Annotated in this window: 15 protein-coding genes; 6 read left to right on the plus strand and 9 right to left on the minus strand. The window is 37.5% G+C overall.

Annotated features, from left to right (window positions below; all coding sequences use genetic code 11):
- Positions 1-23: 23 nt before the first annotated feature.
- The 3 genes from KRODI_RS11170 to KRODI_RS11180 form a co-directional block, all read right to left on the minus strand.
- Complete coding sequence (locus KRODI_RS11170; RefSeq protein ID WP_013751709.1) at positions 24-374, minus strand: hypothetical protein; 351 nt, start codon at positions 372-374, stop codon at positions 24-26.
- Positions 375-496: 122 nt separating this feature from the next.
- The gene (locus tag KRODI_RS11175) at positions 497-2,071 is read right to left on the minus strand and encodes a GMC oxidoreductase (protein ID WP_013751710.1); all 1,575 of its coding nucleotides are present in this window, start codon (positions 2,069-2,071) and stop codon (positions 497-499) included.
- A gap of 254 nt (positions 2,072-2,325) precedes the next feature.
- Positions 2,326-2,736 (minus strand): DUF4293 domain-containing protein, encoded by a 411-nt coding sequence (locus KRODI_RS11180; protein ID WP_013751711.1) that lies wholly within the window; start codon positions 2,734-2,736, stop codon positions 2,326-2,328.
- Between the two features lie 202 nt (positions 2,737-2,938).
- Between KRODI_RS11180 and rho the strand changes: the two genes are divergently transcribed.
- Positions 2,939-4,702, plus strand: coding sequence for a transcription termination factor Rho (gene rho / locus KRODI_RS11185; RefSeq protein WP_013751712.1), 1,764 nt, complete (start codon positions 2,939-2,941; stop codon positions 4,700-4,702).
- Positions 4,703-5,046: 344 nt separating this feature from the next.
- Here the strand turns inward: rho and KRODI_RS11190 are convergent, their stop codons facing one another.
- The 3 genes from KRODI_RS11190 to KRODI_RS11200 all read right to left on the minus strand — a co-directional run bounded on the left by KRODI_RS11190 (position 5,047) and on the right by KRODI_RS11200 (position 7,961).
- Positions 5,047-6,918, minus strand: a complete 1,872-nt coding sequence (locus KRODI_RS11190; RefSeq protein ID WP_013751713.1) for a SulP family inorganic anion transporter — start codon at positions 6,916-6,918, stop codon at positions 5,047-5,049.
- Positions 6,919-7,065: 147 nt separating this feature from the next.
- Complete coding sequence (locus KRODI_RS11195) at positions 7,066-7,272, minus strand: DUF2892 domain-containing protein (protein ID WP_013751714.1); 207 nt, start codon at positions 7,270-7,272, stop codon at positions 7,066-7,068.
- A 74-nt stretch (positions 7,273-7,346) separates the two neighbouring features.
- On the minus strand, positions 7,347-7,961 hold the full coding sequence (locus KRODI_RS11200) for a Crp/Fnr family transcriptional regulator (protein ID WP_013751715.1): 615 nt from the start codon (positions 7,959-7,961) through the stop codon (positions 7,347-7,349).
- 147 nt (positions 7,962-8,108) lie between these two features.
- Here KRODI_RS11200 and KRODI_RS11205 point away from each other — a divergent pair, with 147 nt between their 5' ends.
- The 3 genes from KRODI_RS11205 to KRODI_RS11215 all read left to right on the plus strand — a co-directional run bounded on the left by KRODI_RS11205 (position 8,109) and on the right by KRODI_RS11215 (position 10,830).
- Entirely contained in the window at positions 8,109-8,780 is a 672-nt protein-coding gene (locus KRODI_RS11205) for a hypothetical protein (RefSeq protein ID WP_013751716.1), read from the plus strand.
- 79 nt (positions 8,781-8,859) lie between these two features.
- Positions 8,860-9,489 (plus strand): hypothetical protein, encoded by a 630-nt coding sequence (locus KRODI_RS11210; protein WP_013751717.1) that lies wholly within the window; start codon positions 8,860-8,862, stop codon positions 9,487-9,489.
- Positions 9,490-9,495: 6 nt separating this feature from the next.
- Positions 9,496-10,830 carry a histidine kinase gene (locus KRODI_RS11215; protein ID WP_013751718.1) on the plus strand — a complete coding sequence of 445 codons (1,335 nt, stop codon included), beginning with the start codon at positions 9,496-9,498 and terminating at the stop codon, positions 10,828-10,830.
- Between the two features lie 94 nt (positions 10,831-10,924).
- Here the strand turns inward: KRODI_RS11215 and KRODI_RS11220 are convergent, their stop codons facing one another.
- From KRODI_RS11220 to KRODI_RS11230, 3 genes are all read right to left on the minus strand, one after another.
- Positions 10,925-11,770 (minus strand): TerC family protein, encoded by an 846-nt coding sequence (locus tag KRODI_RS11220; protein ID WP_013751719.1) that lies wholly within the window; start codon positions 11,768-11,770, stop codon positions 10,925-10,927.
- Complete coding sequence (locus tag KRODI_RS11225; protein WP_013751720.1) at positions 11,770-12,153, minus strand: hypothetical protein; 384 nt, start codon at positions 12,151-12,153, stop codon at positions 11,770-11,772. The genes KRODI_RS11220 and KRODI_RS11225 overlap by 1 nt, the downstream gene beginning before the upstream one ends.
- 138 nt (positions 12,154-12,291) lie before the next feature.
- Entirely contained in the window at positions 12,292-12,741 is a 450-nt protein-coding gene (locus tag KRODI_RS11230) for a helix-turn-helix domain-containing protein (RefSeq protein ID WP_013751721.1), read from the minus strand.
- Between the two features lie 282 nt (positions 12,742-13,023).
- Between KRODI_RS11230 and KRODI_RS11235 the strand changes: the two genes are divergently transcribed.
- Together KRODI_RS11235 and KRODI_RS11240 are read left to right on the plus strand one after the other, a co-directional pair.
- Entirely contained in the window at positions 13,024-14,073 is a 1,050-nt protein-coding gene (locus tag KRODI_RS11235) for a M14 family zinc carboxypeptidase (protein WP_049783448.1), read from the plus strand.
- A gap of 132 nt (positions 14,074-14,205) precedes the next feature.
- Positions 14,206-14,688 carry an Lrp/AsnC family transcriptional regulator gene (locus KRODI_RS11240; protein ID WP_013751723.1) on the plus strand — a complete coding sequence of 161 codons (483 nt, stop codon included), beginning with the start codon at positions 14,206-14,208 and terminating at the stop codon, positions 14,686-14,688.
- Positions 14,689-14,696: the final 8 nt, after the last annotated feature.

Below are 14,696 nucleotides of genomic sequence, written 5' to 3' on the forward strand. Positions count from 1 at the left end.
TTTGAAATGATTACAAGTAAATCTCACTCTTCCTCTTCTTGAAAAGTCTCTCTTGATAATAATTTACTAGAAATCTTATAAGTTCCAGCATACGTAAGACCAGCTTGACCTTTTCTAGAGGTCAAAAAAGCTTTTTTATACCATTTGGCATCTGTTGCCTTCTTTCTAAAATCTTCGTGCCTAAATGCCTTATAAGAGCTTCCATTATGCCATGATTCGATGGTAAAGACACCTAATCCAAAATGCTCTGCGCGCTGAAGTACAATCTCAAAATCTGCCTCAGAGAACTGATAAGAGTCATCTGCCTCCGACTCTTTATTGAGATTAGTCAAATCATTAAATAGGTGCTGTTCTAAAAATTCTGTTTTTTCCATAGTGGCGGTGAAGGTAGTGTTTAAAAGGGAAAAGTATCACTTTTTTATATCTGGGAAGATGATTTTTTTGAGGTTGAGACGTTTCCTTGTTGGTTAAAGGGAGGCGCATCTTAATCTTTGTCTTATTGCTTATTTGGTATTTGATCCATCGCTCGTTCTGCAATGGCTGTAATGGTAAGTGACGGATTTACGCCAGGATTTGCCGAAATCATAGAGCCATCAATCACGAGCATATTTTTATAGCCAAAAACCTTATTGTCTTTATCTATAACTCCACTTTCTGTATTTTCTCCCATAACTGCACCGCCTAGTATGTGTGCTGTAGATGGTATTCCAGCAAGTGTTTCTAAGGCAAAAGAGGTACTTACTCCTTTAATAGCCTTACTGTATGATTTTACAAGCGCTATAGATTCTGGAATAAATGGGGTAGGAGCCTTTCCAGAACTTACTGTAGATATCATCTTTCCCAAGGTATTTCTTTTAAAACGTAATGTACTATCCAGCGTTTGCATAAATAATAATACAACAGTATTTTTTGCCCATCCATTTGAAACGTAGATTTTAAAATAATCTACAGGATTTTTGATTAGTTTGATAGCTGTTTTAAAAAGTCTTGAGAATACGTTTGATCCTGTCACGTAAGGTAAATGCGCAAGTTTCCATGCATTAGATCCTTCTCCATATCTACATATTTCTAGATGACTATTTTCATCTGTGTCAAGTATGCTTCCTATTGCGATACCTTTGGAGAGGTTTTTATCTTTTTCTAGTGTAGAGACACTTATGAGTGTTTCATTATTGCTACGTATATCCTCACCTAGATGATCTGATAGATGCGGTAGTGACTTAGCTTTTAGAGCTAGCAAGAGTTTTACTGTACCTAGTACGCCTCCAGAAAAGATAACACCTTTAGTGGTGATTTTTTGATGTTTACCAAAGATGCGCGTACTTCTCTTCATAGAGACTTCATAACCTAGCGCACTGTCGTTTTTATCTAATGGCTGTATATCATACACTTCATTTTCGGCTAGTATGGTGGCTCCTTGTTTTTGAGCAAGATATAGGTAGTTCTTGTCAAGCGTGTTTTTTGCATTGTGGCGGCAGCCAGTCATACAAGCTCCACAAAAATTACATCCAGCGCGATCTGGTCCTTCTCCATTAAAATAAGGGTCTTTTACTGTTTTATTAGGAGTTCCAAAGAAGACTGCAACCCGCGTAGGATTAAACTTTTGTGTAATATTCAAATCTTTTGCTACGGCTTTGAGAGCTTTATCTCCATCATATAAGGAAGGATTTTGCGCTGCACCTAGCATTCTTAATGCTTCCTTATAGTAAGGTTTTAGGTCGTCTTCCCAATTGTTAAGCGAGCTCCAGCTACCAGAGTTAAAGAAAGTGCTTTTAGGAGTGGGTAATGTATTTGCATATACGAGGGATCCTCCACCTACGCCAGTTCCAGAGATAATGGCAATGTGCTTGAATATGGATAGTTTCATAATCCCAAAAAACCGCAGGTAGGGCATCCAGAGCCATTTTCTTAGATTCCAGTTGGTTTTGGGAAAATCGGTTGCTTTGTACCATTTTCCTTTTTCAACCACGAGTACTTTATATCCTTTTTGTGATAGGCGTAGTGCACTTACAGAGCCACCAAAACCACTACCTATTATAATGTAATCGTATGTTAAGTTTTTTTGGGTCATAATGAATTTAATGCGTGTGGGGTTATTGTGCTTGTAATTTACTAAACTTCTTTATTCTATATTTTTATCACTGATTTAATTAGTACATAAGTGAATCCCAAGTTTTACTGCTTATTGACGAGCATTATCTACAAGAGGGAAGGGGGGTTATTAGATAACGCGTGATTTTTAGTTTCACATTTTTGCGTAAGCATAAAAAAAACCTCCCAAATAAATGAGAGGCTTTACGCACTAATAAAACTAAGATTATAAGCTTATCGTAATCTATCAACAGATTTTACAAGATCTTCATCGCGCTTGATTGCCTTGTTTGCCAAGACTAGTAAAACGATAGAAACAAGCGGAATGATCATCCCAATACCCTTCTCAAGAACCGCCGTTCCTCCAGATAAGATTTGTGATCGATATACCAAAATACCTAATAATGCAAAGTTTAATAAGATATTGAGACGTCCTAAGACGAATTGGTTCTTTCTATTATTCCATAAAAATATGGAAATAAATGATAATATAGCACTAAGACTAAAAAGTGTTATATAAGAAATATCATCTACTGCCCACACGGCCTCACCATCCATATCAGAATAAAGGCTAAAGGCATATGGTAACCCTAGTGAGACTAAGGTTGCTAGTAAAAGATATATAGTTTGTATACGTTGTATCACGTGATTCTCATTTTAAACTGTGGTAAAAATAAGTCTCATTTTGTGATATTGCTAAGAAAACTTTGAAAATAAAATTGTATCATTGTCTTGTGATTATGTAAAAGGCTCTCCGCTTGTTACTTAATTGCTTAATATTTTTAGTATCAAATTCTTCTTTTGGTACGCTCTAATCACCCGATTAATAATTTACCCACATTACTAGATGTTTGATATTTCAGAATTAAAAGCAAAGAAGCTTCCCGAGCTTCAAGAGATTGCAAAAGGGATTAATGTTCCTAAATACAGAACATTAAAAAAGCTAGACCTTGTTTACAGAATACTTGATTTACAAGCGGCCGATCCAAAAAAAATAGAGGCAGTAGTGCCTAAAGTAAAAGAAGCAACACCTAAAGCGGCAGCCCCTAAGTCAGAACGTAAGCCTAGAGAAGAGCGTAAACCTCGTACTCCTCGACCAGCAAAAACTGCAAAAGATAATAAGGATGCTCCTGTAACAAACACTGAGGAGGCTAAAGATGCTCCGGCAAAAGGAAAACCTCCTGTAAAAAAGGAAGCTCCTGCAAAAAGAGAACCTCAAGCAAAAAGAGAAGCGGTAAAACGTGAGCCAGCAAAGGGTAAAGGTGGAGACGATACCAAGACACCACAAAAACGAGATAATCAAAAAGATACTCGTAACAACGATAAACGATCAAGCAATGACAACCGTCAAGGCAATGATAAGCGTGCGCCACGCGATAATAATCGTAATTCAAATTCTCGTAATAACACGCCACGTAATAACCGTAATCAAAAAGACGGAAATTCACATGGAAATAAAGACAATCGAAATCGCTACCGCGAGCCAGATTATGAATTTGAAGGAATTATAGAGAGTGAAGGAGTATTAGATATTATGCAAGATGGCTATGGCTTTTTGCGCAGTTCTGACTACAATTACCTTGCATCTCCAGATGATATTTATGTATCACAATCACAGATAAGACTTTTTGGCCTTAAAACTGGTGATACTGTATTAGGAGTAATACGCCCTCCAAAAGAAGGAGAGAAGTATTTCCCACTTATTAAAGTAAGTAAGATTAATGGTCTTAACCCTAACATCGTTAGGGATCGTGTTTCTTTTGAGCACTTGACACCATTATTTCCTACAGAAAAATTTAACCTAGCAAATCGTCAAGCGAGTATATCAACTCGTGTGATGGATATGTTTGCACCCATAGGAAAAGGACAACGTGGTATGATTGTATCACAACCTAAAACGGGTAAAACAATGTTACTTAAGGATGTGGCAAATGCTATTGCGGCAAACCATCCTGAAGTATACCAAATTGTACTTCTTATAGATGAACGTCCAGAAGAAGTTACAGACATGCAGCGTAACGTAAATGGAGAAGTAGTAGCTTCTACATTTGATAAAGAAGCCCATGAGCACGTAAAAGTGGCAAACATTGTTCTTGAAAAAGCAAAACGTCTTGTAGAGTGTGGTCACGATGTAGTAATACTTCTTGACTCTATCACACGTCTCGCACGTGCATATAACACCGTACAGCCAGCATCTGGAAAGATTCTTTCCGGAGGTGTAGATGCAAATGCATTACACAAGCCTAAGCGTTTCTTTGGAGCAGCTCGTAACATAGAAGGAGGTGGATCACTTACCATTCTTGCTACAGCACTCACAGATACCGGTTCAAAAATGGACGAAGTAATCTTTGAGGAATTCAAGGGTACAGGTAACATGGAGCTACAACTGGATCGTAACATCGCAAACCGCCGTATTTTCCCAGCGATCGATCTTACATCTTCATCTACACGTCGTGATGACTTATTGCACAGTAAAGACACCACGCAGCGTCTATGGGTATTACGTAAATACCTTGCAGATATGAACCCAGTAGAAGCGATGGAGTTTATGAGTGATCGTATCAAGAGCACAAAAAATAACGAGGAATTCTTGATCTCAATGAATCAATAAAAAGCCTTTTAAGTATAGATAAATCCTCTCAATAGTTATTGAGGGGATTTTTTGTATTTAATAGTTAGCTATTGGAGCGCTCACTTTTTTTTTTATAAGAGCAGTTTCCCGCTTTCATTGCAATTCCTGGCTCTGCTGCGGGATTTTTTCATTGCAATCGGGGCTAGCAGCTAATGCAAGTGTTAATCTGCAAAAATTCAATTTTCTGAGCACGTAAAATCTTTGCGTATATAAAAAGCTCACCCTTCAGGGTCGGAGAAAAACATTCAAAAAGAAAAAAGCTCACCCTTCAAGGTCGGTAAAAAGCTTTTTTCAGAAAAAGCCTTTCTTCAATCCTAATTCATTTAAGACTCCGTATCTAATACTCCAGAAAGCACGTGATAGCGAGGATCGTCCACGCTCTCTTCAATTACCTTGTCAAACTTAGGCGATGCTTTACGCATTAAATCTTTACACTCAGCACTTAGGTGCTTTAACGTGATTGTTTTTCCTACGGCCTCATACTTCCCTAGTAAAATGTAAATTGCCTCTAACGCAGAGTGGTCTGCTACTTTTGCTTCTATAAAGTCAATTTCGATATGCTTTGGATCACCGTTGATGTCAAACTTAGAGTTAAAACTCTGAATACTTCCAAAGAATAATGGGCCCCAGATCTCATAAACCTTTGTGCCATCTGCTTTAAATCTCTTTCTAGCTCTAATTTTTTTAGCGCTACTCCAAGCAAATGATAAAGCTGCTATAATTACTCCTACAAATACAGCAATAGCAAGATCAAAAAATACAGTCACTGCCGATACGATAACGAGAACAAATGCATCTGATGCTGGTATTTTTTTAATAATTCTAAAGCTAGACCAAGCAAAAGTCTCAATAACCATCATAAACATTACACCCACTAGTGCAGCAATAGGTACTTGTTCTATAAAGCGATCTGCAAATAATATAAAGGTAAGTAGTGTAATTGCCATCATCACTCCAGATAGTCGTCCTCGTCCTCCAGCGTTAATGTTTATTACCGTTTGGCCTATCATACCACAACCACCAGTTCCTCCAAAAACACCACTCACGATATTTCCAGCTCCTTGTGCTACACACTCTCTGTTTCCATTACCTCTTGAGTCTGTCATCTCGTCTACCAAGTTCATGGTCATAAGCGTTTCAATCAAACCAACTGAGGCTGCAAGAAAAGCATAAGGCGCTATAAACTTAAGCGTATCTAAATTAAAAGGTAGGCTGCTCCATAAATCAAAAACATTGAGTTTGCTCGATATTTCTGCCATACCATTGAGCCCTGCGCCACCACCATCTCTAATAAATTCGCCAACGTTTACAGAGTCTAATCCGCCAAAAATTGATATGAGCGATACAATAAGAATAGCCGTTAATGCAGCTGGAATCTTTGGGGTGATTTTAGGTAGTCCCCATACGATGAGCATGGTGAGTAACACTAGCCCTATCATGGTATATAGTGACTTTCCTTGCATCCAGGTTTTTACGACTCCTTTGTCTTTTACAGAGTAGAAACCATCTTGTGAAGCATTAAAAACTACCTTTTGCGTATTTGTATCATATACTTGTCCGTCAGATAATACAAACACCTCCTTATTAGTTGCCTTATTTATTACAGAGTTTCCTTCTATTGTAAATAGTACGGTATTAGAAACTTTGTCCTTTACTTCATTATCAGATACGGTATAAACGAGCTCCTTTGAAGCTGTTTTACGCATATTATCACCAGCGTAGTCTTTTTTGTTTTCTTTAAACATTCCTAGTTGAGCAAGGAATATCACAATAGCAAGACCGTTTACAAATCCCATCATCACAGGATGCGGAATTAAACGCACAAATTTCCCCAACTTAAACAAACCAGCAAAAACCTGAATAACTCCCATTAATACCACCGCGGCGAGTAAATAGAAGTATCCCATATTTTCAACAGGCTGGTCAAAGAGTAATCCCTTTGCATGCCCTTCTTGAATCATCTGTACAAAAATCACGGCAACTGCTCCTGCTGCTCCCGAGATTAATCCTGGTCTACCGCCAAAAAGTGCTGAGATAATCCCAATTACAAATGCCCCAAATAATGCCACAATTGGACTTATTTGAGCCACAAATGCAAATGCAACTACTTCAGGTATCATGGCTAAAGAAACCGTAATACCAGAAACGATATCATTCTTAGGATTAGAGGTGAAATTGTTGAAAAGACGCTTCATAAGGCTGTTTTTAAGAAGCCGCAAAGATAGTGTATTCTTAAGGGATAGCTATAGCGCATTTACGGGAGTTACGGTAACGATTTCGCGCAAGCGTAAAAAAGAAACCCTCACAAGATAACTTGTAAGGGCTTAAGATGTAAGGGTATGTTATTTTTTTACTTTGTACGTGCTTAGTCTAAAGGGAGCATAAAGCGGGCAAAAAGAAATAAAGCTAGTCGCAATAAAAATAAGTGCAACCACACCCAGTATAATTGCCACCGTGCCGTTTATAACGTTAGCTGCATATAATATACCAATAATCACTGCAGCCGCTATGCGTATACCGCGATCTAAATTTCCCATATTCTTTTTCATAGTGTTTTTTTTTAGAAGTAATACTACACAAATGTAATGGGAGGATTTCTTGTAAACGGTGACTGTAGTCACACTTACATGATTTTTATGGTGCGTCCTTCTTGGGTTATGTGATTTTCAATCTCCAGTTTTTTTAAGATCCTGCTTACGACTTCTCTTGCGGTGCCTAGATCTGTTGCTATTTCCTTATGAGTTATATGTAGGGTTTGAGTTGCTGTAACACGCGATTTTTCTTTTAGATAATCGAGTATGCGCGTGTCCATTTTATCAAATAGGAGATGATTTACAGCGTTCATCATGTCAAGATAACGCGCATCATAGTTTTTAAAGAATAAGGTGTTGAGCGCAGGGTAGGTCTTAAGCCATTGCTGTACTTTGTCTACAGGTAAAAGAAGAAGTTTAGCATCTGTTTCTGTAATTGCATATCCGCGACTGGGTAATTGTGAGATTCCAGAAGAAAAAGAGATGATGCAACTCTCTGCCGGTTCTATGTAATAAAGTAGAAGTTCTCTATCTTCATAGCGTGAGTATACCTTTACGAGTCCGTGTATTACGATGGGAATTACCTTTGCATACTGTCCTTCTCGCAGTAATTCTGTTTGCGCAGGGAGTTTCTTTATGATGCCGTGTGTGGTTATTTCCTTAATGAGGTCTGGATGAAATCTTGGAAAAAGCTCTTTAATTATCATAGGTATCTATACTAGGTGCTGTAAAACTACAATTCGGTAGGCTGTTACGGCAATTGAGTAGCAACCTTTTTATGATTACTGAATTCTGGCTCATATTTGTACTGTCAATCATGAGAAATAGAGTCTCAATATTTAAAAATCTTACCGATGAACTACGATACTTTCTTCAAGATATTTATAACACTACACGCTATAGGTGGTTTTATCTCCCTCATAGCGGGAACTATATCTGTAATTGCTCGTAAAGGAAATACTTGGCATAAAAAGTCAGGAATGGTTTTTTATTATGGGATGCTTACCGCTGGTATTTCAGGTATTTTGGCATCACTGCTTCCATATCATAACAATCCGTTTCTGTTTGTGGTAGGACTGTTTAGTGTGTATCTAGTGCTATCTGGGTATAGAGCGCTCCGTTTTAAAAAAGTAAAATTGGCAAGTGAGTTGCGTTATGATAAAATCATTTCTTGGTCTATGCTCACCATAGGTCTGGCAATGATATTTTATGGTGCGTTGTCATTGCTTTCGGGTTCTTCTATGGGGTGGATTCTTATAATCTTTGGAGGAATTGGTGTTCTTAATGCCGTAGGAGATATACGTGCAATGCGAGATATAGCGTCATTGCGTAAAAAATATCTTAGACTTCATATAGGTAAAATAACAGGTGGATATATCGCAGCTTTTACCGCTTTCTTTGTCACAAATCAAGTACTTCCGGCGCTATTAAGCTGGTTATTGCCTACCATATTTGGTGTTTTATTCATTGGTTATTGGTTGCGTAAAACAAAACTTCGCAAGAAAACTACAACTGAGACTTTATAAATGACGGTTGGGTAGGTTACGCTTTCGCGAAAGCGTACTTAAAACCATCTTTACATCATCAATCACAAAACAATATATTATGAAACATTTACTTCTTATTATCGCATTATGCAGCAGTACATTTCTTATGGCTCAAACCAAATATGAGCAAGGAATGACAAAAGCGATGGAGCTTTGGGAAGAAAACAAGCTTGATGAGGCTTCAAACCTCTTTGAGCGTATTGCTACTGTCGAAAAAGACAACTGGCTCCCTACGTATTATGTTGCTCAAATTGCTATAATACGTAATTGGAGAGACTTTGAAAACAGAGAGGAAGCTACCATGAAGGCGACGCTAGATAAGGCGCAAGAGTTTATAAATACGATGCGTACGATAGCTCCAGATAATCCGTATGCAGACCACTTGCAAGCGCAACTTTATACAGTTTGGGTCGCTCACGATGGCATGAAATACGGGATGAAATATGCAGGTACTATAGGAGAGCTCAATCAAAAAATGGTAAATAAGGAGCCAGACAATCCTATTTTTATAGCAGAAAAGGCGCAGTGGGATATGGGAAGCGCAAGATATTTTGGGAGCTCAATAGCGCCATATTGCGCAGAGTTGCAGCGTGCCATCACGCTTTTTGCTACCTTTAAACCTGAGTCTAAGTTCCATCCTAAAGGAAATGTAAAAAGAGCTTTAGAAAGTGCCGAGGCTTGTAATTAAGAAAAAATGAAATATTATCTAAAAGAGTTTGCAAAGGCAAATATTGTAGGCTTAACAATATTTATCGTTCACAGTATTATATTGTATGTGCTGGGTAATCCTTGGTATGGAGATGGTGCAACAACCTTTTTTATACAAAACCAAATCTTCTCTGTAGCGCTATATGCAGTGAACACTATGGTTATTGTGAACTTTAGAAAACGTTTTACAGGCAGTCTGTTGAATTTAAAGGTGCTTACTTATGCGCTAATTGCGCATATTGTTGTGACTTTAATTACGGTTTTTTTGCTTCGATTAATACTTGTTACAGGATATTATAAAATATCATTTGATGAGTATATGGCTAGTGAAGGCCTTGAAGATTATATTTTCCCTTTTTTAATAACAGCCGTAGCAACTTCTTCATTCTATGCGGTGAGTCGCTGGAAGAATAAGCAGGAGAGTAAGGTAAAGCAGTCTAAAATCATTGCTGGAGCTGCTTCGGCAAAGTTTGATGCGCTTAAGAATCAGCTGGATCCACATTTTTTATTCAACAGTTTAAATGTGCTGGCAAGTCTTATTGAGGAAAACCCAAAACAGGCAACCAAGTTTACCACTTCGCTTTCAAAAGTGTACAGGTATGTACTGGAGCAAAAGAATAAAGAGTTAGTGCCGCTTGAAGAGGAGCTCACTTTTGCACGTACGTATATGAATCTCATCAAAATGCGTTTTGAAGATAGTATTGTGGTAGAAATCCCAGAAAATGCCTCGCATCAAGAATATAAAGTAGTGCCACTTTCCTTGCAATTATTACTTGAAAACGCTGTAAAACATAACCAGGTAACGCCTAACAAGAAGCTATATATTAAGATATACGAAGATGGTAATAAGCTCTTTATTGAAAATAACATCCAGGCCAAGCAGGTTGTAAAGAAGAGTAGTGGTGTAGGCTTGCAAAATATCAGGCAGCGATACAGTTTGCTATCTAATAGTGAAGTGCATATAGTAGATGATAGTGAGACTTTTCAAGTTGGGATACCGCTATTGACACAAGCAGAGCAAGTGACATTTGAGCCTAGGCAGAGCGAACTCCTTGCAGATAAACGTTACCAGCGTGCAAAGAAGAAGGTAGAAGATCTTAAAGGTTTTTACATTCACTTTACTATTTATGCGGTTATGGTACCTGTGTTTATATACTTTAACGTGCAGTCTACAAGTTTTCCTTGGGCATTATTTCCTATACTTGGATGGGGCTGGGGAGTTGCTGGTCATGCATCAGAAGTATTTGGGTGGAGTCCTTTGTTTAACAAGGCGTGGGAGCGTAAAAAGGTAGAAAAGCTTATGGAGGATGAGAATTTTTAATCAAACTTCTTACTGCTTGTAGTAGTCAGAACGAAAAGAAAAATCCCCTTGAAACGTAGTTTCAAGGGGATTTTTTATGTGAGCGTGTAGTGTATTACTTTTTTGTAAGGTGCTCTACGTTTTTCTTCATTTGGATTTGAGCACCAGAGTCTTTAGTCTTCATAGCGCGGTATTTAAAGTTTATAAACTCTACTAGAAGCGAGAACGCAATCGTAAAGTATAAATAACCCTTAGGGATAGCTCCTACGCTTGATCCAAAAATTTCTAGGTGTGATAGGTGCGCGCCTTCTGCAATGAGCATAAAACCTATTAAAATTAAGAATGAGAGGCCTAATATCTGTAATGAAGGATGCTTTGCGATAAAGTTTCCTACAGGGTTTGCAAAAAGCATCATGATCCCAACAGAAATTACTACTGCAATCACCATAATGATTAACGCATCTGTTGGATTGTCAGAAAGGCCATTAGTCATCCCTACGGCAGTCAGTATAGAGTCAAAGGAGAATACAAGGTTGATTACTGCAATCTGCACAATGGCATTACCTAGTGTAGTAGAGCTCTTTTTTGAAATTTCTTCCTCTTCAAGACCTGTCTCGTCTACTTTTTCATGAATCTCATGTACAGACTTCCATATCAAGAAACATCCTCCTGCTAGTAATATAACCGCTTGCCAACTTATACCTCCCGTAATCCAGCTTTGATTAATGTGCCAGAATGGAGCGCTAAGTGCAACTAACCATGAGATACCAAAGAGTAGCGCGATACGCATACCCATTGCAAGGGCTAGACCTATATTAGTCGCTTTCTTTCGATCCTTTTGTGGGAGCTTTTCGGCGGCTATGGAGATAAAAATGATGTTGTCAATACCTAATATGATTTCAAGAAAGGTAAGTGTAAGCAGTGCTACCCAAGCATCTGCAGTGGTAAGAATGTCAAACATTAGTCAGTTGTTTTTTTGGCGATGCCACGTTGTTTGTTGGTTTCTCCTACAAGGGAGTACTCAAAGGTATAAAAATCTCCGTCAGTAGCTATTATTTTCATGTGTAGCGCCTTTTCCTCACTCATGCTTTTTGGGCTGAGTTTCTTGACGATGTACTCACAGTCGTTAATCCATCGCACAGAAGAGGAGTCTGCTTTACCTTTAAAGTAATCAATTTCTAGTGTATCATTACGTTTAAAAGTGGTTGCAACGAGTTCTCCATCTAGTAATGTTTCAAACGTGAATGTACCTGTTTTAAAATCTGTACAGTCACGTTCTGGGCTTTCACAGCTTAAAGCGAAAACACTAATTATTGCAAAAAAAGCTTTCCATTGATTCTTCATAGGTTACAAAAATACCACAGGAACGTGAGTAATTGAGAGTAAGTCTTAGATATTTTAAAGAAGTAAAATGACTAAAAATTTCTTACCAAAAGTGTACGCGATGTAAGGTGATTTTTGAAGAAGAAGAGTAGGTGAGTTTTACATCTCATAACTCTCAAAAGTTCCATCTTCTAAAAATATAATCACTCTCTTGATGGGTGATTTTGAAGAGGAAAAAGCAGTGATGTTTTTGAGTGTTTTTTGCTCCTTGTTTGAAGGTGGAGTAGCGCTTGTTTTTGATGCGAATTCTTGAGCATTTTTTGAAGGCACATCAGACGAAAATGTAGTGTGGTTTGATGGAGTAGGAGCGGTGATTTTTTGACTTGATTTTGTTCCATAAAGAAGCCATTGTAATTCCACTTCTGGAAAGGTAGCAACAACGGTCATTACAAAGTCTAAACTGGGCTTATTTCTTCCAGCCATAAGATGAGATATGGTAGCTCTTCCTACCTGTAGTTTTTCTGAAAAAGCGGTTGCGCTCAATTCGTTTGCATCCATGATTTCTTGGAGGCGTTGCGCAAATTTTATGTTGTTTATGAGTGTTTCCATTTGTATACAGCAAAGATACGTTACAAATGTAAACTATGGATGTTCTTATGTGTAAATAGTTAATGTATGGGTGTAATTATATTAAATTAATACTTTAGTTTAAAATATTTAAAATGCTGATTTAAAGTGATTATAGTTTTTATGGAGTGTGTTTAGTTTAATTGGAGGTAATCTTTTAAAAAAATGTTACTTCTGTATATAAAATGTACTGTTTACAATTGTAAACAGTGCGTTTTAATGAAGAGTTGTAAAAAAAGTATCTTTGTAGTCCAAAGAATACATATGGAATTACCTGAGTTATTACAACTGTTTTCTCAATGCCGTGAAGAATCTATTTCTGGCAGATATATATCACCAGATTTTATCACCGATTTTGTCTCTCAATTATCGGAAGATTTTACGGTTGATACACTGGGTCATTCGGTAGAAAATAGACCCATTCACTCGGTGGTTTTTGGTACCGGAAAAGTGAAGATTTTTATGTGGTCACAGATGCACGGAAATGAATCTACAACCACAAAATCTATGCTCGATTTTTGTTGTTTTTTAGAGCAACAAAAAGATTCAGATTTCTATAAAAAAGTGATTGAAAATTGTACCTTTTTTATGATCCCGATGCTCAATCCAGATGGCTCAAAAAACTGGACAAGAGTAAATGCAAATGAGGTAGATCTTAATCGCGATGCACAAGATTTGAGTCAGCCAGAATCAAAAATTTTGCGTGGTGTTTTTGATGCTTTTAAACCTGATTATTGTTTCAATTTACATGGTCAAAGAACCATCTATGGTTTTGAAGAAACAGGTAAACCATCTATACTTTCCTTCCTTGCACCTTCGGCAGATGTGGAGAGGAGTTTCACATTTTCGCGAAAGCGGTCTGCAAGTATCATTGCTCATATTTTTAAAAACCTACGTAATGATCTTGATGGAAATATAGGGTTGTATAATGATGCGTTTAATAATAATTGTGTGGGTGATGCTTTTCAAGAAGCTGGAGTTCCAACTGTATTATTTGAAGCTGGTCACTATCCAGATGATTATGGTAGAGAGAAAACTCGAGCTTACGTATTTGCTGCAATGTTATATGCGATTGAAGCTTGTAGTGAAGAGCTGGAGTATGATATAAGTGCTTATAAAGATATTCCTGAGCATAGCGCTTGTTACTGTGATGCGCATGTAAAGGATGTAGACGGCAAGCGTGGGATATATTATGTAGAGCGTGTAGAGGGTGGGGAGATAGTTTTTGAACCAACAGCACTAGAGGCTTCGTTAAGTAATGGTAAATTTGCCCATGCTTTGCTAGATAGTGCACCTGCATTTAAGCTTCCATAATAATTATCGATTTAGAGCCCATTTTAATGGGTAAAATGGCTGCGATAACGTTATCGTTAAATAGATTAAAATATTACAGAATAATCAGTATTATTCTATTATTTTTGCATTATACTCAAAATATATAGTTGCATGGCAAAATTTAAATTAGACGAGGTAGATCACCAAATTCTCGATATGCTTATCGAAAATACAAGGACTCCTTTTACAGATATAGCAAAAAAACTTCTTATTTCGGCAGGTACAGTTCATGTACGTGTTAAGAAAATGGAAGAGGCTGGAATTATTACAGGTTCCTCACTTACACTTGATTACGGAAAATTAGGTTACTCTTTTATTGCTTACGTAGGAGTGTACATTAATAAGACATCACAAACGACATTTGTACTTGAGCGCATCGCACAAATTCCATTTGTAACTGTGGCTCACGTAACTACAGGGAAGTTTAATATCTTCTGTAAGATACGTGCAAGAGATACGAATCATGCAAAAAACGTAATCTTCTTGCTAGATGATATTGACGGAGTGTACCGTACAGAAACGATGATCTCTCTAGAAGAGAGCATCAATGATAAAAAACGATTAATGCACTCTATCTTTCAAGACTTAGTGTAATTACAATA

Origin of the sequence: Dokdonia sp. 4H-3-7-5, from assembly GCF_000212355.1 — a bacterium.
In the GTDB taxonomy this organism is placed as follows: Bacteria; Bacteroidota; Bacteroidia; order Flavobacteriales; family Flavobacteriaceae; genus Dokdonia.

Coding starts and splice junctions, on each gene's coding strand:
- KRODI_RS11210 (WP_013751717.1), top strand. CDS start 8,860: ATGAAACATTTACTTCTTATTATCGCATTATGCAGCAGTACATTTCTT.
- KRODI_RS11175 (WP_013751710.1), bottom strand. CDS start 2,071: ATGACCCAAAAAAACTTAACATACGATTACATTATAATAGGTAGTGGT.
- KRODI_RS11200 (WP_013751715.1), bottom strand. CDS start 7,961: ATGATAATTAAAGAGCTTTTTCCAAGATTTCATCCAGACCTCATTAAG.
- KRODI_RS11225 (WP_013751720.1), bottom strand. CDS start 12,153: ATGAAGAATCAATGGAAAGCTTTTTTTGCAATAATTAGTGTTTTCGCT.
- KRODI_RS11195 (WP_013751714.1), bottom strand. CDS start 7,272: ATGAAAAAGAATATGGGAAATTTAGATCGCGGTATACGCATAGCGGCT.
- KRODI_RS11190 (WP_013751713.1), bottom strand. CDS start 6,918: ATGAAGCGTCTTTTCAACAATTTCACCTCTAATCCTAAGAATGATATC.
- KRODI_RS11170 (WP_013751709.1), bottom strand. CDS start 374: ATGGAAAAAACAGAATTTTTAGAACAGCACCTATTTAATGATTTGACT.
- KRODI_RS11235 (WP_049783448.1), top strand. CDS start 13,024: ATGGAATTACCTGAGTTATTACAACTGTTTTCTCAATGCCGTGAAGAA.
- KRODI_RS11230 (WP_013751721.1), bottom strand. CDS start 12,741: ATGGAAACACTCATAAACAACATAAAATTTGCGCAACGCCTCCAAGAA.
- KRODI_RS11215 (WP_013751718.1), top strand. CDS start 9,496: ATGAAATATTATCTAAAAGAGTTTGCAAAGGCAAATATTGTAGGCTTA.
- rho (WP_013751712.1), top strand. CDS start 2,939: ATGTTTGATATTTCAGAATTAAAAGCAAAGAAGCTTCCCGAGCTTCAA.
- KRODI_RS11220 (WP_013751719.1), bottom strand. CDS start 11,770: ATGTTTGACATTCTTACCACTGCAGATGCTTGGGTAGCACTGCTTACA.
- KRODI_RS11205 (WP_013751716.1), top strand. CDS start 8,109: ATGAACTACGATACTTTCTTCAAGATATTTATAACACTACACGCTATA.
- KRODI_RS11240 (WP_013751723.1), top strand. CDS start 14,206: ATGGCAAAATTTAAATTAGACGAGGTAGATCACCAAATTCTCGATATG.